The organism is Microbacterium sp. RU33B (assembly GCF_900155915.1).
Taxonomy (GTDB): Bacteria; Actinomycetota; Actinomycetes; order Actinomycetales; family Microbacteriaceae; genus Microbacterium.
In genome coordinates this window covers 1141191-1158196 of sequence record NZ_FTPO01000001.1, presented here as the reverse complement: position 1 = coordinate 1158196, position 17006 = coordinate 1141191, and the positions used below count along the sequence as shown (strand labels likewise).

The 17006-nt window shown below is 70.1% G+C and carries 17 protein-coding genes; 5 read left to right on the top strand and 12 right to left on the bottom strand.

Annotation, left to right across the window (positions count from 1 at the left end; translation table 11 throughout):
* Positions 1-7 precede the first annotated feature (7 nt).
* The 4 genes from rpmF to B0B14_RS05670 form a co-directional block, all read right to left on the bottom strand.
* Entirely contained in the window at positions 8-217 is a 210-nt protein-coding gene (rpmF, locus tag B0B14_RS05685; protein WP_076680491.1) for a 50S ribosomal protein L32, read from the bottom strand.
* A gap of 2 nt (positions 218-219) precedes the next feature.
* Positions 220-720 (bottom strand): YceD family protein, encoded by a 501-nt coding sequence (locus B0B14_RS05680; RefSeq protein ID WP_076681298.1) that lies wholly within the window; start codon positions 718-720, stop codon positions 220-222.
* Between the two features lie 125 nt (positions 721-845).
* Entirely contained in the window at positions 846-1343 is a 498-nt protein-coding gene (coaD, locus tag B0B14_RS05675) for a pantetheine-phosphate adenylyltransferase (RefSeq protein ID WP_076680490.1), read from the bottom strand.
* 25 nt (positions 1344-1368) lie between these two features.
* Positions 1369-3525: an ATP-dependent DNA helicase RecG gene (locus B0B14_RS05670; RefSeq protein ID WP_076680489.1), complete on the bottom strand. Its 2157-nt coding sequence runs from the start codon at positions 3523-3525 to the stop codon at positions 1369-1371.
* Positions 3526-3610: 85 nt separating this feature from the next.
* On the opposite strand from B0B14_RS05670, the gene B0B14_RS05665 reads away from it, so the two are divergent.
* A complete protein-coding gene (locus B0B14_RS05665; protein ID WP_076680488.1) occupies positions 3611-4207 on the top strand; it encodes a 1-acyl-sn-glycerol-3-phosphate acyltransferase in 597 nt (198 codons plus the stop codon).
* A 4-nt stretch (positions 4208-4211) separates the two neighbouring features.
* Positions 4212-4772, top strand: coding sequence for an RsmD family RNA methyltransferase (locus tag B0B14_RS05660; protein ID WP_076680487.1), 561 nt, complete (start codon positions 4212-4214; stop codon positions 4770-4772).
* Here the strand turns inward: B0B14_RS05660 and thiL are convergent, their stop codons facing one another.
* Complete coding sequence (gene thiL, locus B0B14_RS05655; RefSeq protein WP_076680486.1) at positions 4773-5756, bottom strand: thiamine-phosphate kinase; 984 nt, start codon at positions 5754-5756, stop codon at positions 4773-4775.
* Between the two features lie 79 nt (positions 5757-5835).
* Between thiL and B0B14_RS05650 the strand changes: the two genes are divergently transcribed.
* On the top strand, positions 5836-6312 hold the full coding sequence (locus B0B14_RS05650) for a DUF3515 family protein (protein ID WP_076680485.1): 477 nt from the start codon (positions 5836-5838) through the stop codon (positions 6310-6312).
* Position 6313: 1 nt separating this feature from the next.
* Here the strand turns inward: B0B14_RS05650 and B0B14_RS05645 are convergent, their stop codons facing one another.
* The 6 genes from B0B14_RS05645 to leuC form a co-directional block, all read right to left on the bottom strand.
* Positions 6314-7402 carry a D-alanine--D-alanine ligase family protein gene (locus tag B0B14_RS05645; protein ID WP_076680484.1) on the bottom strand — a complete coding sequence of 363 codons (1089 nt, stop codon included), beginning with the start codon at positions 7400-7402 and terminating at the stop codon, positions 6314-6316.
* Positions 7302-8432 (bottom strand): NAD(P)H-dependent glycerol-3-phosphate dehydrogenase, encoded by a 1131-nt coding sequence (locus B0B14_RS05640; RefSeq protein ID WP_076680483.1) that lies wholly within the window; start codon positions 8430-8432, stop codon positions 7302-7304. The genes B0B14_RS05645 and B0B14_RS05640 overlap by 101 nt, the downstream gene beginning before the upstream one ends.
* Positions 8422-9186, bottom strand: a complete 765-nt coding sequence (locus B0B14_RS05635; protein ID WP_076680482.1) for a lysophospholipid acyltransferase family protein — start codon at positions 9184-9186, stop codon at positions 8422-8424. The genes B0B14_RS05640 and B0B14_RS05635 overlap by 11 nt, the downstream gene beginning before the upstream one ends.
* 2 nt (positions 9187-9188) lie before the next feature.
* On the bottom strand, positions 9189-10559 hold the full coding sequence (gene murA / locus B0B14_RS05630; protein WP_076680481.1) for a UDP-N-acetylglucosamine 1-carboxyvinyltransferase: 1371 nt from the start codon (positions 10557-10559) through the stop codon (positions 9189-9191).
* Between the two features lie 74 nt (positions 10560-10633).
* A complete protein-coding gene (gene leuD / locus B0B14_RS05625) occupies positions 10634-11230 on the bottom strand; it encodes a 3-isopropylmalate dehydratase small subunit (RefSeq protein WP_076680480.1) in 597 nt (198 codons plus the stop codon).
* 1 nt (position 11231) lies between these two features.
* Positions 11232-12695 (bottom strand): 3-isopropylmalate dehydratase large subunit, encoded by a 1464-nt coding sequence (leuC, locus tag B0B14_RS05620; RefSeq protein ID WP_076680479.1) that lies wholly within the window; start codon positions 12693-12695, stop codon positions 11232-11234.
* Positions 12696-12949: 254 nt separating this feature from the next.
* Between leuC and B0B14_RS05615 the strand changes: the two genes are divergently transcribed.
* Complete coding sequence (locus tag B0B14_RS05615) at positions 12950-14311, top strand: O-acetylhomoserine aminocarboxypropyltransferase/cysteine synthase family protein (protein ID WP_076680478.1); 1362 nt, start codon at positions 12950-12952, stop codon at positions 14309-14311.
* Complete coding sequence (locus B0B14_RS05610) at positions 14308-15624, top strand: LLM class flavin-dependent oxidoreductase (RefSeq protein ID WP_076680477.1); 1317 nt, start codon at positions 14308-14310, stop codon at positions 15622-15624. Before B0B14_RS05615 ends, B0B14_RS05610 begins: the two co-directional genes overlap by 4 nt.
* A gap of 3 nt (positions 15625-15627) precedes the next feature.
* On the opposite strand, the gene B0B14_RS05605 is transcribed toward B0B14_RS05610, so the two are convergent.
* The gene (locus tag B0B14_RS05605; RefSeq protein ID WP_076680476.1) at positions 15628-16746 is read right to left on the bottom strand and encodes a TerC family protein; all 1119 of its coding nucleotides are present in this window, start codon (positions 16744-16746) and stop codon (positions 15628-15630) included.
* Positions 16747-17006: the final 260 nt, after the last annotated feature.

Below are 17006 nucleotides of genomic sequence, written 5' to 3'. Positions count from 1 at the left end.
AGCGGATTCAGACGTCGGCGACCTTGCGGCCCTTGTACTCGAGGAACAGCTCCGTGCCCTGCGAGTCGGTGACGACCTTCGCCTGGTGGGGACGGCTGTAGACCGTCTTGCCGTTCTCGACCGTCTTGACGAGAGCGATGGGCTCCGCCTTCCACTGCGCGCGACGCGAACGAGTGTTGGAGCGGGAGACCTTCCGCTTCGGGGGGTTACCTGCCATGGCTAGCTCTTCTCTGTGTTCTCGACGCCGACGCGCGGCGCGTCGTCGTCGTGGTCTGAGGGGTAGTCCTGGAGCCCCGCCCACCGTGGATCGATGGGTTCGGGCTGCTCTTCGCCGCTGCTTCCGGTCAGTCGCTCACCCGTGGCCGGATCAAGGCCGGGGCAATCCGGCTGACACACCGGCTGAAACGGGAGCGACAGGACGATCGCATCCCTGACCAGAGTTTCAAGATCCACGTGGTCGTCTTGAACCTCGAAGTCAGTTGCTTCGTCTCCAGGATACGCGAAAAGCTCCTGAAACTCGACTTCGACAGGCGCGGCCACGTCGTTGAGGCATCTGCTGCAGAGGCCTTCGTACGTCGTGTCGACCTTTCCCGAGACGAGGATGCCCTCGTGGACCGACTCGAGCCGCACCCGGACGTGCACGTTCTCGCCCTCCGCGACGGCGACGAGACCCTCGCCCCACTTCTCGGCGGCCGAGACGTCGATCGTCTCCTGGCGCATCTCACCGGCACGGTGCTCGATGTCGCGGATGTTCAGGGCGAAGGGCCCGGGGCGGCGTTTTCTCACGGATCGATCGTACCGGGGCGCGGCTGAGTGGCGACCGGATGCCGCCCTGCGCGTCGCCGTCAGATCCCGCGCGCGCCCGTGTCGAGGAAGCGGGCGACCGGAGCGGGCACGAACGGCGAGACGTCGCCGCCGAGTGCGGCGACCTGGCGCACGAGGGAGCTCGAGACGAGCGCGTGGGCGGGATCGGGCAGCAGGAAGACCGTCTCGATCGAGGCGAGGTGGCGGTTGACGATCGCCATCGGCGTCTCGTATGCGACGTCGACCTGCGAGCGGATGCCCTTGACGAGCACGCCGGCTCCGACATCCGTCGCGTAGTCCACGAGCAGGCCCATGCTCCACGACGCGACGACGACATCGCCCTCCACATCGCCCTCGGCGATCGACTGCTCGAGGAGTGTGAGGCGCTGAGCGATCGGAAGCATGGCCTCTTTGCCGGGGTTGTGCACGACGAGCACGTGGAGGGTGTCGTACAGCGATGCGGCCCGGCGGATGACGTCGAGATGCCCGAGCGTGGGCGGATCGAACGAACCAGGGACGACGGCGATCCGGCTGCTCATGCGACCAGCCTACCGAGCGCGCACGTCAGTTCTTCGCGAGGGCCGCACGCTCCGCGGCGCCGACGCGGCGCTCGATCGCGGCGGCGAGTCCTGGATGGCGGACCAGGGCGGGATCCTCGTCGAGCACCGTCTCCGCGGCGACCCGCGCCTCGGCGATGATGTCGGCGTCCTTCACGACGCGCAGGAGCCGCAGAGACGAGCGGATGCCGGACTGGGAGTCGCCGAGGACGTCGCCCTCGCCGCGCAGCTCGAGGTCGACCTCGGCGAGCTCGAACCCGTCGAGCGTGGCGGCCACGGCCTCGACGCGCTCGCGGGCCGGCGAGCCCAGCGGAGCCTCGGTGACGAGCAGGCACAGCCCGGGGATGCCTCCGCGACCGACGCGACCGCGCAGCTGGTGCAGCTGCGACACGCCGAACCGATCCGCCTCGAGGATCGCCATCGTGGAGGCGTTCGGCACGTCGACGCCGACCTCCACGACCGTGGTGGCCACGAGCACGTCGACGTCGCCGCGGGCGAACGCCTGCATGACGGCATCCTTCTCGTCCGACGGCATCTTGCCGTGCAGCACCTCCACTCGGAGACTCTCGAAAGCAGGGTGGCGCGACAGCAGCTCCGCGACCTGCACGACGCCCCATCGCGTGCGCTCTCCTTCGGCCGGCGGCTCGGGCTCCTCCTCGGAGGCGTCCTTGGCGGGCTTCTCGGCGTCGATCGCGGGGCAGACCACGAACGCCTGCCTGCCCTGCCCGACCTCCTCGGCGATGCGGTCCCACACGCGCGCGAACCAGCCGGGCTTCTCGGCGAGCGGAGCCACGAACGACTGGATGCCGGCGCGGCCGGCGGGCATCGTGCGGATCGTGGAGACGTCGAGGTCGCCGAAGACCGTCATGGCGACGGTGCGCGGGATCGGCGTCGCCGTGAGCACGAGCGCGTGCGGCGACGAGCCCTTCGAGCGCAGCGCCTCGCGCTGATCGACCCCGAACCGGTGCTGCTCGTCGACGACGACGAGACCGAGGTCGGCGAAGGTCGTGGAGGCGCTCAGCAGGGCGTGGGTGCCCACGACGATCCGCGCCTGTCCGCTCGCGACGCGCAGCGCTGCCTTCCGGCGCTCCGCGGCGGGCATCTGACCCGTGAGCAGCGTCGGCATGAGCTCGGGCGCGAGCCGGGGTCCGAGCATCCGAGCGATCGAGCGCAGGTGCTGACCGGCGAGCACCTCGGTGGGTGCGATGAGCGCCGACTGGCCGCCCGACTCCGCGACCTGCAGCATGGCGCGCAGGGCGACGAGGGTCTTGCCCGAGCCGACCTCGCCCTGCACGAGCCGGTTCATGGGCCACTCGCCCACCAGGTCCGCCGCCACCGCGGCGCCGACCGAGACCTGGTCGGGGGTCAGCGGGAACGGCAGCGAATCGTCGAAGCGCGCGAGCAGGGCGCCGCCCTCGCGCTTCGTGGCCGACAGCGCCCGCACGAACTGGCGCTGCTGCAGCAGTGCCGCCTGGAGGACGAACGCCTCCTGCATGCGCAGCGTCGCCCGTGCGGGTTCGATCTCTTCGGGGAACTGCGGCCGGTGGATGCGCTCGATGGCCGACCGCGCATCGAGGAGTCCGTGTCGGGCGCGCAGATCGTCGGTCAGCGGATCGGGCACGTCGCCGAGTCCGTCGAGGACGAGCGCCGCGATCTTCGTGAACTGCCAGCTGGCGATCGTGCTGGTCGCAGGGTAGATCGGGATGGGCAGGTTCGCATTGGCCTCCGCCGTCATGCGCGCCGTCTCCTCGTCGTCGAAGAGCTCGTAGTCGGGGTGGGCGAGCTGCTTCACGCCGCGGTACTCCCCCACCTTGCCGGCGAAGATCCCCCGCCGTCCGGGTTGGAGATCCTTCATCCGCCAGGACTGGTTGAAGAAGGTCAGTGACAGCTCGCCGTTCCCGTCGCTGATGACGACTTCGAGCAGCGATCCCTTCCGCGCCTGCATGCGCCGCTCGCTCACGCGGCGCACCTCGGCGACGAGGGTCACGGCATCGCCGATCGGCAGGGACGAGATCTGCGTCAGCTCGCCCCGCTTCGCGTAGCGGCGCGGGTAGTGCGACAGGAGGTCGCCGACGGTCTTCATGCCGAACGCGCGATCGAGCGCGGCTGCGGTCTTGCCGCCGACGGCGCCGTCGAGACGCGAGTCGAGGGTGAACGCGGGCATGTCACGAGTCTAGAAGGGCCCGCCGACGGCGCGGATCGGCGCGGTCATGCCGCCCGCGCCATACGGCAGGGGGTACGGTTGCCGGATGCTCCGCCGTGCCGTCGCCCGCCTCTTCTGGGCCTTCAGCCGCTGGACGCTCGTGAGCGAGCCGGCCCCGACGCGTCCGACGATCCTGATCGGCGCACCGCACACCTCCAACTGGGACTTCGTCCTGATGCTCGCCATCGCCTGGCGTCTGGGAATCGACGTGCGCTGGCTGGGCAAGAAGAGCCTCTTCTCGGGCTGGCGCGGTCCGATCATGCGCGGTCTCGGCGGCATCGCCGTCGACCGCGACGATCCCGCACGCGTCGTCGGCGAGGTCGTCGCGCGCGTCCACTCCGGCGAGGTCTTCGGTCTCGTCGTGACGCCCGACGGCACGCGCAGCGGGCACACCCACTGGAAGTCCGGCTTCTACCGCATCGCGCGCGAGACGGGGATGCCGCTCACGCTCGGCTTCGTCGACCGCACGACGATGACGACGGGGCTCGGACCCACGATCGAGGTGACCGGCGACGTCGCCGCCGACATGGACCGCGTGCGCGCGTTCTACGCCGACAAGGCGGGCCTGCGTCCGCAGTTCCGCGTGGAGCCGCGCCTGCGCGACGAGTCCTCGCCGGGGGCCGCCGACACCTCGGTATCGTGAAGGCGTGACCCGCATCATCGCCGGCCGCGCGGGCGGCATCGCGATCGACGTCCCCGACAGCGGCACCAGGCCCACGAGCGACCGCGTGCGCGAATCGCTGTTCGGCGCCCTCGAGTCCGCCGACGCCCTGCGCGGCGCCCGCGTCGTCGACCTCTACGCCGGCTCCGGCGCGCTCGGTCTGGAGGCCGTCAGCCGAGGAGCGGCATCCGCCGATCTCGTCGAGAAGGCCGCCCCCGCGGCGACCATCGTCCAGCGCAATGCCGGGCGCGTCGCGAAGTCGATGGGGCGCGGCGCATCGATCACCGTCCATCGTGCCGCCGTGGCCGCCTACCTCGACCGCCCGTGCGGTCCATGGGACCTCGCTTTCGTCGATCCCCCGTACGACCTCGGAGACGGCGAACTGACCGCCGCTCTCACCGCCCTCCTGCCCCGGCTCGCGGTCGATGCGCTCGTCATCGTCGAACGGTCGTCGCGGTCGGGCGAGCCCTCGCTGCCGGAGGGCCTGGTCGTGGAGCGCTCGAAGCGCTACGGCGACACGACGCTGTGGTGGCTCGCGCCGGCCTGATCAGCCGCGCGCGGCATCCCAATCCCGATAGGGATCCCAGCCGCCGTTCCCGACGTACGGCGCACCGCCGACCGTGACGGGGCGTGCGCCGCGCTCCTCGACCCGGCCGATGGCGCGGAACCCCCGCGGGAGCGGCGCATCGGCCGGGAACGTGCCGAGAAGAGCGTGGTCCTCGCCGCCGCTGAGCTCGGCATCGGAGAATCCGGCGTCGAGGTCGATCGTGACCCCGGATGCCTCGGCCATCCGGGTCGCATCGAGCACCAGGCCGTCGGAGACGTCCATCATCGCGGTCGCCCCGGCATCGGCCGCGACGGCCCCCAGCGCGATCGGCGGCGAGGGCCTCAGCTGCGCGGACAGGTCGTGCAGGTCGGCCGGATCGAGTCCGGCGGCATCGACGGGCACCGGCGCACCGGCGGCATCGCGGAACCGGGCGAACAGCAGCGCGAGGCCGCGGCCCGCGGCGCCGAGCTCGCCGGCGACCGCCACGACCTCGCCCGGGCGCGCACCCGACCGCAGCACCGGCGCCCGGCCGTCGAGCGAGCCCAGTGCCGTCACGGCGATCGTCAGCGTGTCGGAGACGGTCAGGTCGCCGCCCTCGACCGCGCAGCCCGGTGCGAGCTCGTCGCACGCGGCGCGGAGTCCGGCGGCCAGTCCGTCGACGAACGACACGCGCGTCGAGTCCGGCATCGCGAGCGCGACGAGGAGCGCTGTGGGGCGTGCACCCATCGCGGCGATGTCGGCGAGGTTCACCGCCGCGGCCTTGAAGCCCAGATCGTGGGCCGACGACCATGCGAGCCGGAAGTCGGGACCGTGCACGAGCGTGTCGGTCGTCGCGACGACCCGCCCGTCGGGAGCGGACAGCACCGCGGCGTCGTCGCCGGGTCCGACGAGCGCCCTGCTCGGCGCGAGGGCAGCCAGGATGCCGCGGAGGATCCGCCCCTCCGAGAGCTCGCCCACGCGGGGATCGTCGGCCTGATCGGTCACTCCCCCACGCTACCCGGCGCGGGCGCCGCCGCCCGTTCGGCGCGGAGGATCCGCGCACCGTCCGGGTTAGCCTGGAGGGGTGTCTCGTCGCCCCCTCGCCGCCTTCCTCCTCGTCGCGGCCCTCGGTGCGCTGACCGGCTGCGCGGGATCGACCGTGTCGCTGCAGCCCGCCGAGTTCTCGAACGACCCGGCCTGCGCCGACGTCTCGGTGCTTCTTCCCGACGCCGTCGACGGCCAGCAGCGCCGGTGGACCGACGCGCAGGCCACGGGAGCATGGGGCAACCCGGCTGACATCCTGTTCACGTGCGGTCTCGAGCCGTCGGGTCCCTCCACCCTGCGCTGCATCACCTTCGGCGGCGTCGACTGGCTGATCGACGACTCCGGCGACCCGAAGCTCTACCTGACGACGTACGGGCGCACGCCGGCCGCGCAGGTCTTCATGGACAACGACAAGGCGGAGCCCGCGCAGGTGCTCACCGATCTGTCGGCCGCCGTCAGCACTCTGCCGCGCGACGCCCAGTGCACCGAGACGGACTCGTTCGACGGCGAGCAGTGAGTCAGGCCGCGTCCGCGCGCGCGGTTTCGATGAGCTCGGTGATCAGCTCGGGGTAGGTCATCCCCGACGCGATCCAGCACTTCGGGAACATCGAGATCGGCGTGAAGCCCGGCATCGTGTTCAGCTCGTTGACGTAGAACTCGGCGCCTGTGAAGAAGAAGTCGACGCGCGCGAGACCTTCTCCCCCGGCGGCCTCGAAGGCGCGGGCGGCGATGCGCTGCATCTCGGCGAGCTCGCCGTCGTGGAGATCGGCCGGGCAGACGAGATCGACACCGGGCGCGTCGAGGTACTTCGCCTCGAAGTCGTAGAACTCGCGGCCCGTCACCACGATCTCGCCGGCGACGCTCACGCGCGGGACGCCCCCGTCACGACCGGGCAGGACGCCGCATTCGATCTCGCGGCCGACGATCGCCTGCTCGACGAGCACGGTGCCGTCTTCGGCGAAGGCGAGGTCCAGAGCAGCATCGAGCTCGTCCCACTCGGTGACCTTCGACACTCCGACGCTCGAGCCGGCGCGCGCGGGCTTGACGAAGACGGGGAGGCCGAGCGAGCGGATCCGCTGCTCCCAGGCGCCCCGGTTGCGCGCGAGGTCGGCCCGGCGAACCGTGACCCAGGGAACCACCGGAACCCCGGCGGCCTTCAGGACGCTCTTGGTCGTGTGCTTGTCCATGCCGATCGCCGACATGAGCACGCCCGCGCCGACGTACGGCAGATCGAGCAGCTCCAGGAAGCCCTGGATCGTCCCGTCTTCCCCGAAGCGGCCGTGCAGGATCGGGAAGACCACGTCGATGTCGCCCAGGGAGCGCTCGCCGTCGGCGTCGCGCACCTTCAGTTCGCGGCTCAGCGCCGAGTCGGGCCAGATGATCCGCGTGCCGTTGTCGGCGACCTCGGGGAGGCGATCGGCGTCGAGGGCGAACTTGTCGGGCTCGTCGTCTTCGAGCACGTACGCGCCGTCGCGGGTGATGCCGATCGGGATCACCCGGTAGCGATCACGGTCGATCGCGCGGAGGACGCCGCCCGCCGTTGCGGAACTGATCGAGTGTTCGCTGGAGCGACCTCCAAAGAGCACCGCCACCGCCGGCTTGTCCATTCTGCGTCCTCTCGCCTGTCGGCTCGTCGTCTTCTGTCGTCAGGTGAGGCGCGATCTCGCGCGGGTTCATGGTGCCGTCGAGCACGCGCTTGACCTGCTCCACGATGGGCATCGAGATGCCGGCATCCTTCGCCAGCTGGAGCACCGGCGCGACCGATGCCAGACCCTCCGCGGTCTGGTTCATCTGCTTCACCACGTCCTGGAAGCTGTAGCCCTGCCCGAGGAGACGACCGGCCGTGTTGTTGCGGCTGAGCGGCGACTGGCAGGTCGCGATCAGGTCGCCGAGTCCCGCCAGACCCTGGAGCGTCTCGGGATGCGCACCCTGGGCGACGGCGAAGTCCGTCATCTCCACGAGACCGCGCGTGATGATCGAGGCCTTCGTGTTCTCACCGTAGCCGACGCCGTCGACGATGCCGATCGCGACGGCGATGAGGTTCTTGAGCACTCCGCCGAACTCCGTGCCGATGACGTCGGTGTTCACGAACGTGCGGAAGTAGGCGTTGCGGGCCCTCCGGGCGACGGCCTCCGCCGTCTCCTGGCTCGTCGAGGAGATGACGGCCGCGGTGGGCTGCTCGCGGGCGATCTCCAGCGCGAGGTTCGGCCCGGACGCGACGGCGATGCGGTTCGGATCGCAGTGCAGCTCCTGCTCGATCACCTGGCTCATGCGCAGACCCGTGCGCCGCTCCACGCCCTTCATGAGCGAGACGATGGGGATGCCGGATGCCGTCACGAGCGGCCTGACGGCCTTCAGGTTCTGCCGCACGGCTTGGCTCGGGATCGAGAGGTACACCTGCTCGGCGCCCTCCAGCGCCTCCGAGAGGTGGTGGGTCGCGTGCATCTCGCGCGGGAGGTTGATGCCGGGCAGGTACTCGCTGTTGCGCTTGCCCTCGTTGATCTCGTTCGCCAGCTCCGGGCGGCGCGCCCACATCGTGACGTGCGCTCCGCCGTCGGCGAGGATCTTGCCGAATGTGGTGCCCCAGCTGCCCGCACCGATCACGGCGACCCGGGGAAGGTCGTGCCTACGGCTCAAGGCGACCCGTCTCCTTCTGCCCGTGCTCGCTGGGATTCCACCGCTCCGCCGGGGCGGGCACGCCGCGGAGCACGGAGAGCAGCGCCGCGAGCTCGTCCATGAGCTTGCCCGTGGCCGAGACCAGCATCGCCGGCTGCCCCTGCTCGCGACGATACTGCGAGAGGTCGAGCGGCTCTCCGATCAGCACGCGCACGCGCCGTCGCAGCGGCCACAGACTGAGCTTGCCGTAGCGCGGCATGATCGCCTCGGCGCCCCAGTGGGCCATCGGGACGAGCGGGATGTCGCCGGCCAGCGCGAGCCGGACGGCTCCCGTCTTGCCGCGCATCGGCCATAGGTCGGGGTCGCGGGTCAGTGTGCCCTCGGGGTAGACGATCACGCCGCGCCCGGCCTGGACGAGGTGCTCGGAGAGCTCGATCGTCTCCTTCGCGGCTGCCGCGGACGACGACCGGGCGACCGGCACCATGCCGGTCGCGCGGAGTGCGGCGCCGAGGACGGGCACCTTGAACAGGCTCGCCTTCGCCATGAACCGCGGAGCTCGCCCGAGTCGCCACACGGCGACCGCGACGATGAGCGGGTCGAACTCCGTGCTGTGGGTCGGCGCCACGACGTAGGCGCCTTCCTCCGGAAGGTTCTCGGCGCCTTCGATCTCGATCTTGGCCACGAGCGACACGATCGGGACGATGATCGCGGCGAGCGGCCAGAAGACGCTCGGACGCCGCTTCTCCGGCGACGATCGACGGGCGGAGGATGCCATGATCAGCCCACGACGTCGAAGTCGGCGCCGAGCGCATCGAGCTTCGTGAAGAGCTTCTCGTAGCCGCGGCGGATGATGCCGACGTTGCGGACGGTCGACTCCCCCTCGGCCGCGAGGGCGGCGATCACGTAGCTGTACCCGCCGCGGAGGTCGGGCACCTCGACATCCGCCCCGTGCAGCGGCGTCGGACCGTTGATGACAGCGGCCTGCTCGAGGGCGCGGCGGGGCACGCGACGACCCTCGGTCTCGAGGCCGTGAGGATGCACGACGATGTCGGCGCCCATCTGCACGAGCGCCTCGGTGAACCCGAGCCGGTTCTCGTACACCGTCTCGTGCACGATCGACTCGCCCTGAGCCTGCGTGAGCGCGACGATGAGCGGCTGCTGCCAGTCCGTCATGAATCCGGGGTGCACGTCGGTCTCCACGACGACCGGCTTCAGCGCGCCCGCACGGCGGAACTGGATCCCGTCCTCGTGGATGTCGAACCAGCCGCCGGCCTTGCGGAAGACGTTGAGGAACGTGAGCATCTCCTGCTGCTTCGCTCCCCCGACGAACACGTCGCCGTCGGTCGCCAGCGCCGCACACGCCCACGAGGCCGCCTCGTTGCGATCGAAGATCGCGCGGTGGTCGTAGCCCTCGAGCCGGTCAACGCCCTCGATGAGGATGACGCGGTTCGGCTCGTACGAGATGATCGCGCCCATCTTCTGCAGAACCGCGATCAGGTCCATGATCTCGGGCTCGATCGCGGCATTGCGCAGCTCGGTCGTGCCCTTCGCGCGCACGGCGGTGAGCAGCACCTGCTCCGTCGCGCCGACACTCGGATACGGCAGCGCGATGTTCGCGCCGTGGAGTCCGTTCGGGGCGGTGATGCGGATGCCCTCGTAGCTCTTGTCGACCACGGCGCCGAAGGCGCGCAGCGCATCCATGTGGAAGTTGATCGGGCGATCGCCGATGCGGCATCCGCCGAGGTCGGGGATGAGCGCCTCGCCGAGCAGGTGCAGCAGGGGTCCGCAGAACAGGATCGGGATGCGGGATGCCCCGGCGTGCGCGTCGATCTCCTCGAAGTGCGCCGTGACGGCTCCGCTCGGATCGAGGTGGAGCGTGCCCTCCTCGTCGCCGTCGATCACCGAGACGCCGTGCACCTCGAGGAGGGAACGGACGACCTGCACATCGCTGATGTCGGGGACGTCGCGCAGCACGCTGGGCGTCTCCCCGAGGAGGGCTGCGACCATCGCCTTCGTGACGAGGTTCTTCGCGCCCTTGACCTCCACGCGTCCCGTGAGCGGCCGTCCGCCGCGGATCCGGATCACCTCACCGGCCGTCTCCCGATCGCCGGATTTCGAGTCGGCCGAGTCGCTGAGGAGTGTCATCATCCGGTGGAACCTCACTTGTGTCTTCGAGGGTGGGGCAGGTGTCGGGCTGCGCCCTTGTGGGGCGCAGACCGGGGCTACGGAACGGGAAGCGTCCGCGGCCGCCACGCCTCGCGGCGGGCCTCGAACTGCGCGATCGCCTGCTCATCGCGCAGCGTGAGCCCGATGTCGTCGAGCCCTTCGAGAAGCCGCCACCTAGTGTAATCATCGATCTCGAACGTGACCCGGAGGTCGCCGATCGACGCGGTCCGCGCCTCCAGATCGACGGTCATGCGGATGCCGGGATCAGCCTCGACGGCCGCCCAGATCGCCTCCACGTCGTCTTCGGAGATCACACCGGCGACGAGGCCCTGCTTGCCGGCGTTGCCGCGGAAGATGTCGGCGAACCGCGGGCTCAGCACGACCGTGAATCCGAAGTCGCGGAGCGCCCACACGGCGTGCTCACGGCTGGAGCCGGTGCCGAAGTCCGGACCCGCGACGAGGATGCTCGCCCCCTGGTAGGCCGGCTGGTTCAGCACGAACTCGGGGTCCTGGCGCCAGTTGGCGAACAGCGCGTCCTCGAAGCCGGTCTTCGTGACCCGCTTGAGGTAGACGGCCGGGATGATCTGGTCGGTGTCGACGGCCGAGCGCTTCAGCGGAGCCGCGATCCCGGTGTGGGTGGTGAAGGCATCCATGTCAGGCCTCGACCTTCTCGATGGCGGGCAGATCACTCGGGCTCGACAGCGTGCCGCGCACGGCGGTCGCCGCCGCGACGAGCGGCGACACGAGGTGCGTGCGCCCGCCCTTGCCCTGGCGTCCTTCGAAGTTGCGGTTCGACGTCGACGCGCACCGCTCTCCGGGCGCGAGCTGATCGGGGTTCATCCCGAGGCACATCGAGCACCCGGCGAACCTCCACTCCGCGCCGAAGTCGATGAAGACCTTGTCCAGGCCCTCGGCCTCGGCCTCGAGCCGGACGCGCGCGGAGCCGGGCACGACCATCACGCGGACGTTCTCCGCCTTCGTGCGTCCCTCGATCACCGAGGCGAAGGCGCGCAGATCCTCGATGCGGCTGTTGGTGCACGAGCCCATGAAGACGGCATCGACAGGGACGTCCTTCAGCGGCGTGCCCGCCTCCAGGTCCATGTACTCCAGCGCCCGCTCGGCGGCGGCGCGCTCGTTGGGGTCGGAGAACGATGCAGGGTCGGGCACCACGTCGCTCAGCGAGACGCCCTGACCGGGGTTCGTGCCCCACGTGACGAAGGGCTCCAGCTCATCGGCGTCGAGGAAGACCTCGGCGTCGTAGACGGCACCCTCGTCGGAGGGCAGTGTGCGCCAGTACGCGACGGCCTCGTCCCAGTCCGCTCCCTGCGGAGCGTGCGGCTTGTCCTTGACGTAGGCGAACGTCGTCTCGTCGGGCGCGATCATCCCCGCCCGCGCGCCGGCTTCGATCGACATGTTGCACATCGTCATGCGACCCTCCATCGAGAGCGCGCGGATCGCGCTGCCGCGGAACTCGAGCACGTAGCCCTGGCCGCCGTTCGCGCCGATCTTGGCGATGATCGCCAGGATGATGTCCTTCGCCGTGACGCCGGGCTTCAGCTCGCCCTCGACCGTGATCGCCATGGTCTTGAACGGCTTGAGCGGGAGCGTCTGCGTGGCCAGCACGTGCTCGACCTCGCTCGTGCCGATGCCGAACGCCATGGCGCCGAACGCGCCGTGGGTCGAGGTGTGCGAATCGCCGCACACCACCGTGATGCCCGGCATCGTGAGTCCGAGCTGCGGGCCGACGACGTGCACGATGCCCTGCTCCTTGTCGCCGAGCGAGTGCAGGCGCACGCCGAACTCCGCGGCGTTGCGCCGCAGCGTCTCGATCTGCGTGCGACTCGTGAGGTCGGCGATGGGCTTGTCGATCTCGAGGGTCGGCGTGTTGTGGTCCTCGGTGGCGATCGTGAGGTCGAGCCGTCGAACGGGTCGGCCTTCGGCGCGGAGACCGTCGAAGGCCTGCGGGCTGGTCACCTCGTGCACGAGGTGCAGATCGATGTAGATGAGGTCGGGCTGACCGTCTTCGCCCTTGACCACGAGGTGGTCGGCCCACACCTTCTCGGCGAGGGTGCGCGGCTGATCGGGGATGGCGGATGCGTCGGGCGCGGATGTGCTCATGATGTGTCGTTCTCCTGGAAGAAGAGGGGATCAAGCCCGCGAAGAACTCCGCGACGAGGAAGGCCTGGGACTAGGACTCGTCGCGGCCGCTAAGGAGAAGTCGGGCGATCCGCACGGGGCCAGACTACCACCGGCCCGGCCCGTGCCGAGTCTGCGCCCGCGCGAGGGGCGCGTAACACTGCTACGCATTGGAACGCATGACGGCTCGCTCCGTGCCACCCTGGGGCATCCCGAAACGAGAGGAGCGGCCGACGATGGCGACAGCGCCCCACCGCCAGGCATTCTCGACCCGACAAGTGCACGCAGGGTCGACGCACCGCAGTCCTGCGTCGCGCACGACCCCGATCTACCTGACGGCGGGCTTCCCGTTCGAGGGATTCGACGACGCCGCCGCGCACTTCGGGCAGGGCGACGGGTTCGGATACACCCGCATCGGGAATCCGACCGTCGATGCCGTCGAACGCAAGGTCGCATCGCTCGAGAGCGGCGCACAGGCGCTTCTCGTGGCGAGTGGGCAGGCAGCGATCTCTGTCGCCCTGCTCGGCCTGGTCGCCTCCGGAGAGCACATCGTCGCGTCATCGCACATCTACGAAGGCACGCGAGGCCTCCTGCAGGAGAATCTGGCCCGGCTGGGCATCGACGTCGACTTCGTGGATGACATCGACGATCCCGCGGCCTGGGAGGCGCAGATCCGTCCGTCCACCCGCGCCCTGTTCGCCGAGTCGATCGCGAACGCGCGCAACGATCTCCTCGACATCGCCGCGGTCTCCGCGGTCGGCGACGCGCACGGCATCCCGCTGATCGTCGACAACACCCTCGCCACGCCCTATCTGCTGCGCCCCATCGAGCACGGCGCGGCCATCGTGGTCCACTCCGCCAGCAAGTTCCTGTCGGGCCAGGGGTCGGTCCTGGGCGGCGTCATCGTCGACGACGGTCGCTTCGACGCCGGGCGCTCGGGCGTGTTGTTCCCCCATCTCGTCGCGAAGAGCCGCTCGGACTCCCCGAGCGTCGCCGACCGTCACGGCGGTCTCGCGCGCATCGCCTACCTGCGCGAAGTCGTCGCGCCGCGCCTGGGCCCCACTCCCTCGCCGCTGAACGCCTTCCTGATCGGCCAGGGCCTGGAGACGCTCAGCCTGCGCATCCAGCGCCAATCGGAGAACGCCGCCCGCGTCGCGCACTGGCTCGCGACGCGGCCCGAGGTGGAGTCGGTGGACTACATCGGGCTGCCGTCGCATCCGCACCACCGTCACGCCGAGCGCTACCTCCCCGACGGCGCGGGATCCGTCTTCACCTTCACACTCCGAGGCGGCGTGGACGAGGCACGGCTCTTCATCGAGGCGCTCGAGGTCGTGACGCACATGACCCACGTCGGGGACGTCAGATCCCTCATCCTCCACCCTGCGACGACGAGCCACGTGCAGCGCACGACGCGGGAGCGGGAGTCGCACGGCGTGCACGCCGGCACGCTCCGCCTGTCCATCGGCATCGAGGACCCCGCGGACCTCATCGTCGATCTCGGACGAGGTCTCGCGGCGTCCCATCCCGAGCCGGTCCCCGCGCTCTCGCTCTCGGCGATTCCCGTCGTCCGCCGCCGCCCCGCATCCGTGCCCGCATGAGCAGGCCGCAGCACTTCGGCTGGTTCCTCGCGCGCGGGTTCGGCCCCCACGGGTGGGGGCACCCGTATCTCGACTGGAACCTCCGGTGGACGGAGCCGGCGCTCTATCAGGATTCGGCCCGCACCCTCGAGCAGGCAGGCTTCGACCTCCTGATCATCGAGGATGCGCCCTCCCTCGGCTCCGCGGACACGATCGACCTCCGCGTACGGCACGCGTTCGGGGGCCCGAAGCACGATCCGCTCCTGCTGGCGCCGTACCTCTTCGCCGCGACGACGCGCCTCGGAGTCGTCCCGACCGTCAACCCGGCCGCCTATCTGCCGTACACCGCGGCCCGACAGTTCGCGACCCTGCAGCACCTGAGCGGCCACCGTCTCGGCCTCAACGTCGTCACCGACACCGGCAGCGCGCGCCACTTCGCGACTGCGCCGCCTCCGTCGCACGACGGTGCTTACGATCGCGCAGAGGAGTGGCTGACGAGCATCCGCGCACTCTGGAACAGCTGGCCGGACGACGCCCTCATCGCCGATCCCGTGAGCGGCGTGTACGCCGACGGGACCCGCCTCGCTCCCGTACAGCATCGGGGCGAGTACTTCGGATTCGACGGGCCTCTCAACGCACTTCCCTTCACCGACGGCGAGCCCGCCATCGTCTCTCCCGGAGGCTCGGGACGAGGGCTCGGATTCGCGGGGGCGAACTCCGATGTGCAGCTCGCGCTCGCCCCCCTCGACGAGGCGAGCGTGAGGTCGTATCGCGCCAAGATCCACGCCGCGACCGTCGACGCCGGACGTGCACCCGAGGACGTCAAGATCATGTTCGCGATCCAGCCGGTGATCGTCTCGTCACCCGAGGAGGCGGACCGTCTCGTCGCCGCATCCCGTCACCCCGACGACGGCGCGGTCCGCCGCATCGCGGAGAAGCACTCGAGCGATCTGGAGACCGACCTCACGGCACTCGACCCGGACCGGCCCCTCGATCTCGCCGTCTTCGGCGGCCACGTGTCGCAGGGCAGCATCAAGAGACTCGTGGGCGCCCACGACGTCCGAACCACCCCGCTGAGGACCCTGCTGGCTGCACACGCACGTCTGGGTCGCATCTCGGACCGCACCGGATTCGTGGGCACCGCGGACGAGTTCGCGGATCTGATCGAGGAGCTCGGAGAGTGGGGCAACGACGGAGTCCTGCTGTGGGGCGATCTGCACCCCGTCACCGTGCACCGCATGCTCGACGAACTCGTGCCGATCCTGCGCCGCCGCGGGATCCTCCGGTCCGAGTACGTCTCGGGCGGCCTGCGCGCCAACCTCCAGGCGTTCTGAGACTCAGCGCGCGTCGTGCGCCGGGGGCTGCTCGACGGAGGCCGGAGTGCCCTTCTCCTGAGCCACGGACTCCGCGGCCGCCTCGGCAGCCGGTTCGGCACCGAGTCCGTCGTCGGCGGCGCCCGCCGCGACATCCGCCGCCTTCGCCTCCTTGCGCGATGCCACGAGGCTCGCGATCGTTGCGACGGTCATGGCGACGATGATGACGCCGAGCGACATCCACGTGGAGATCTCGGGCGCCCACTCGATGTGCTCACCGCCGTTGATGAACGGCAGCTCGTTGACGTGCATGGCGTGGAAGACGAGCTTCACGCCGATGAAGGCGAGGATGAAGGCGATGCCGTAGTGGAGGTAGCGCAGGCGGTCGAGGAGGTCGCCCAGCAGGAAGTACAGCTGGCGCAGGCCCATGAGCGCGAACAGGTTCGCCGTGAAGACGATGAACGGGCTCTGGGTGATGCCGAAGATCGCGGGGATCGAGTCGATCGCGAAGAGCAGGTCGGTGACGCCGATCGCCGCGAAGACGATGATCATCGGCGTGAACATCTTCTTCCCGTTGACCACCGTGCGGATCTTCGCCCCGTCGTAGTGGTCGGAGATGTCGATCGTGCGGCGGAGGAGCCGCACGATGAAGCTCTCCTGCTTGACGTCGGAGTCGTGGTCGCCACCGGGGAACGCCTGGCGCCACGCCGTCCACACGAGGAACGCGCCGAAGATGTAGAACACCCAGCTGAACTGCTCGATGATCGCCGCGCCCGCGAGGATGAAGAGCCCGCGGAGGATGAGGGCGATGATGATGCCCACCATCAGGACTTCCTGCTGGTAGCGCCGCGGGACGGCGAACTGCGACATGATCAGGACGAAGACGAACAGGTTGTCGATCGACAGGCTGTACTCCGTCAGCCAGCCGGCCACGAACTGCCCGGCGAACTCGCCCCCGGCGAAGACCCACATGAGCCCGGCGAAGATGAGCGCGAGCGTGACGTAGAACACGACCCACAGGGTCGACTCGCGGGTCGAGGGGATGTGCGGCCGCTTGAGGATCAGCAGCAGGTCGGCGACGAGGATGAGGGTCAGCACGACGAGCGAGCCGATCTCGAACCAGACGGGGAGGTCGAGGTCCATGGCGGGCCTTTCGAAGGGCAGAGGGGTCGTTGGGATCCGAAAGTCTCTCCCCGCGGCCTTCCGGCTCGCGGCGCATACCCGGGGCCGCGCTGTCGGGGCCCGTGATGACGGATATGCGCTGTCGGGATACTCCCTCTCGCTCGTGACAGCATAGTCGCGCGGCGGGCCGTGGCGGTCCGCGAGACGATCCGGGTCTGCTCGACACTCTCCTCGTGAGAGATGATGAAGATCCGCAGCGCCGGCCCTGCCGTGTCGCTGCG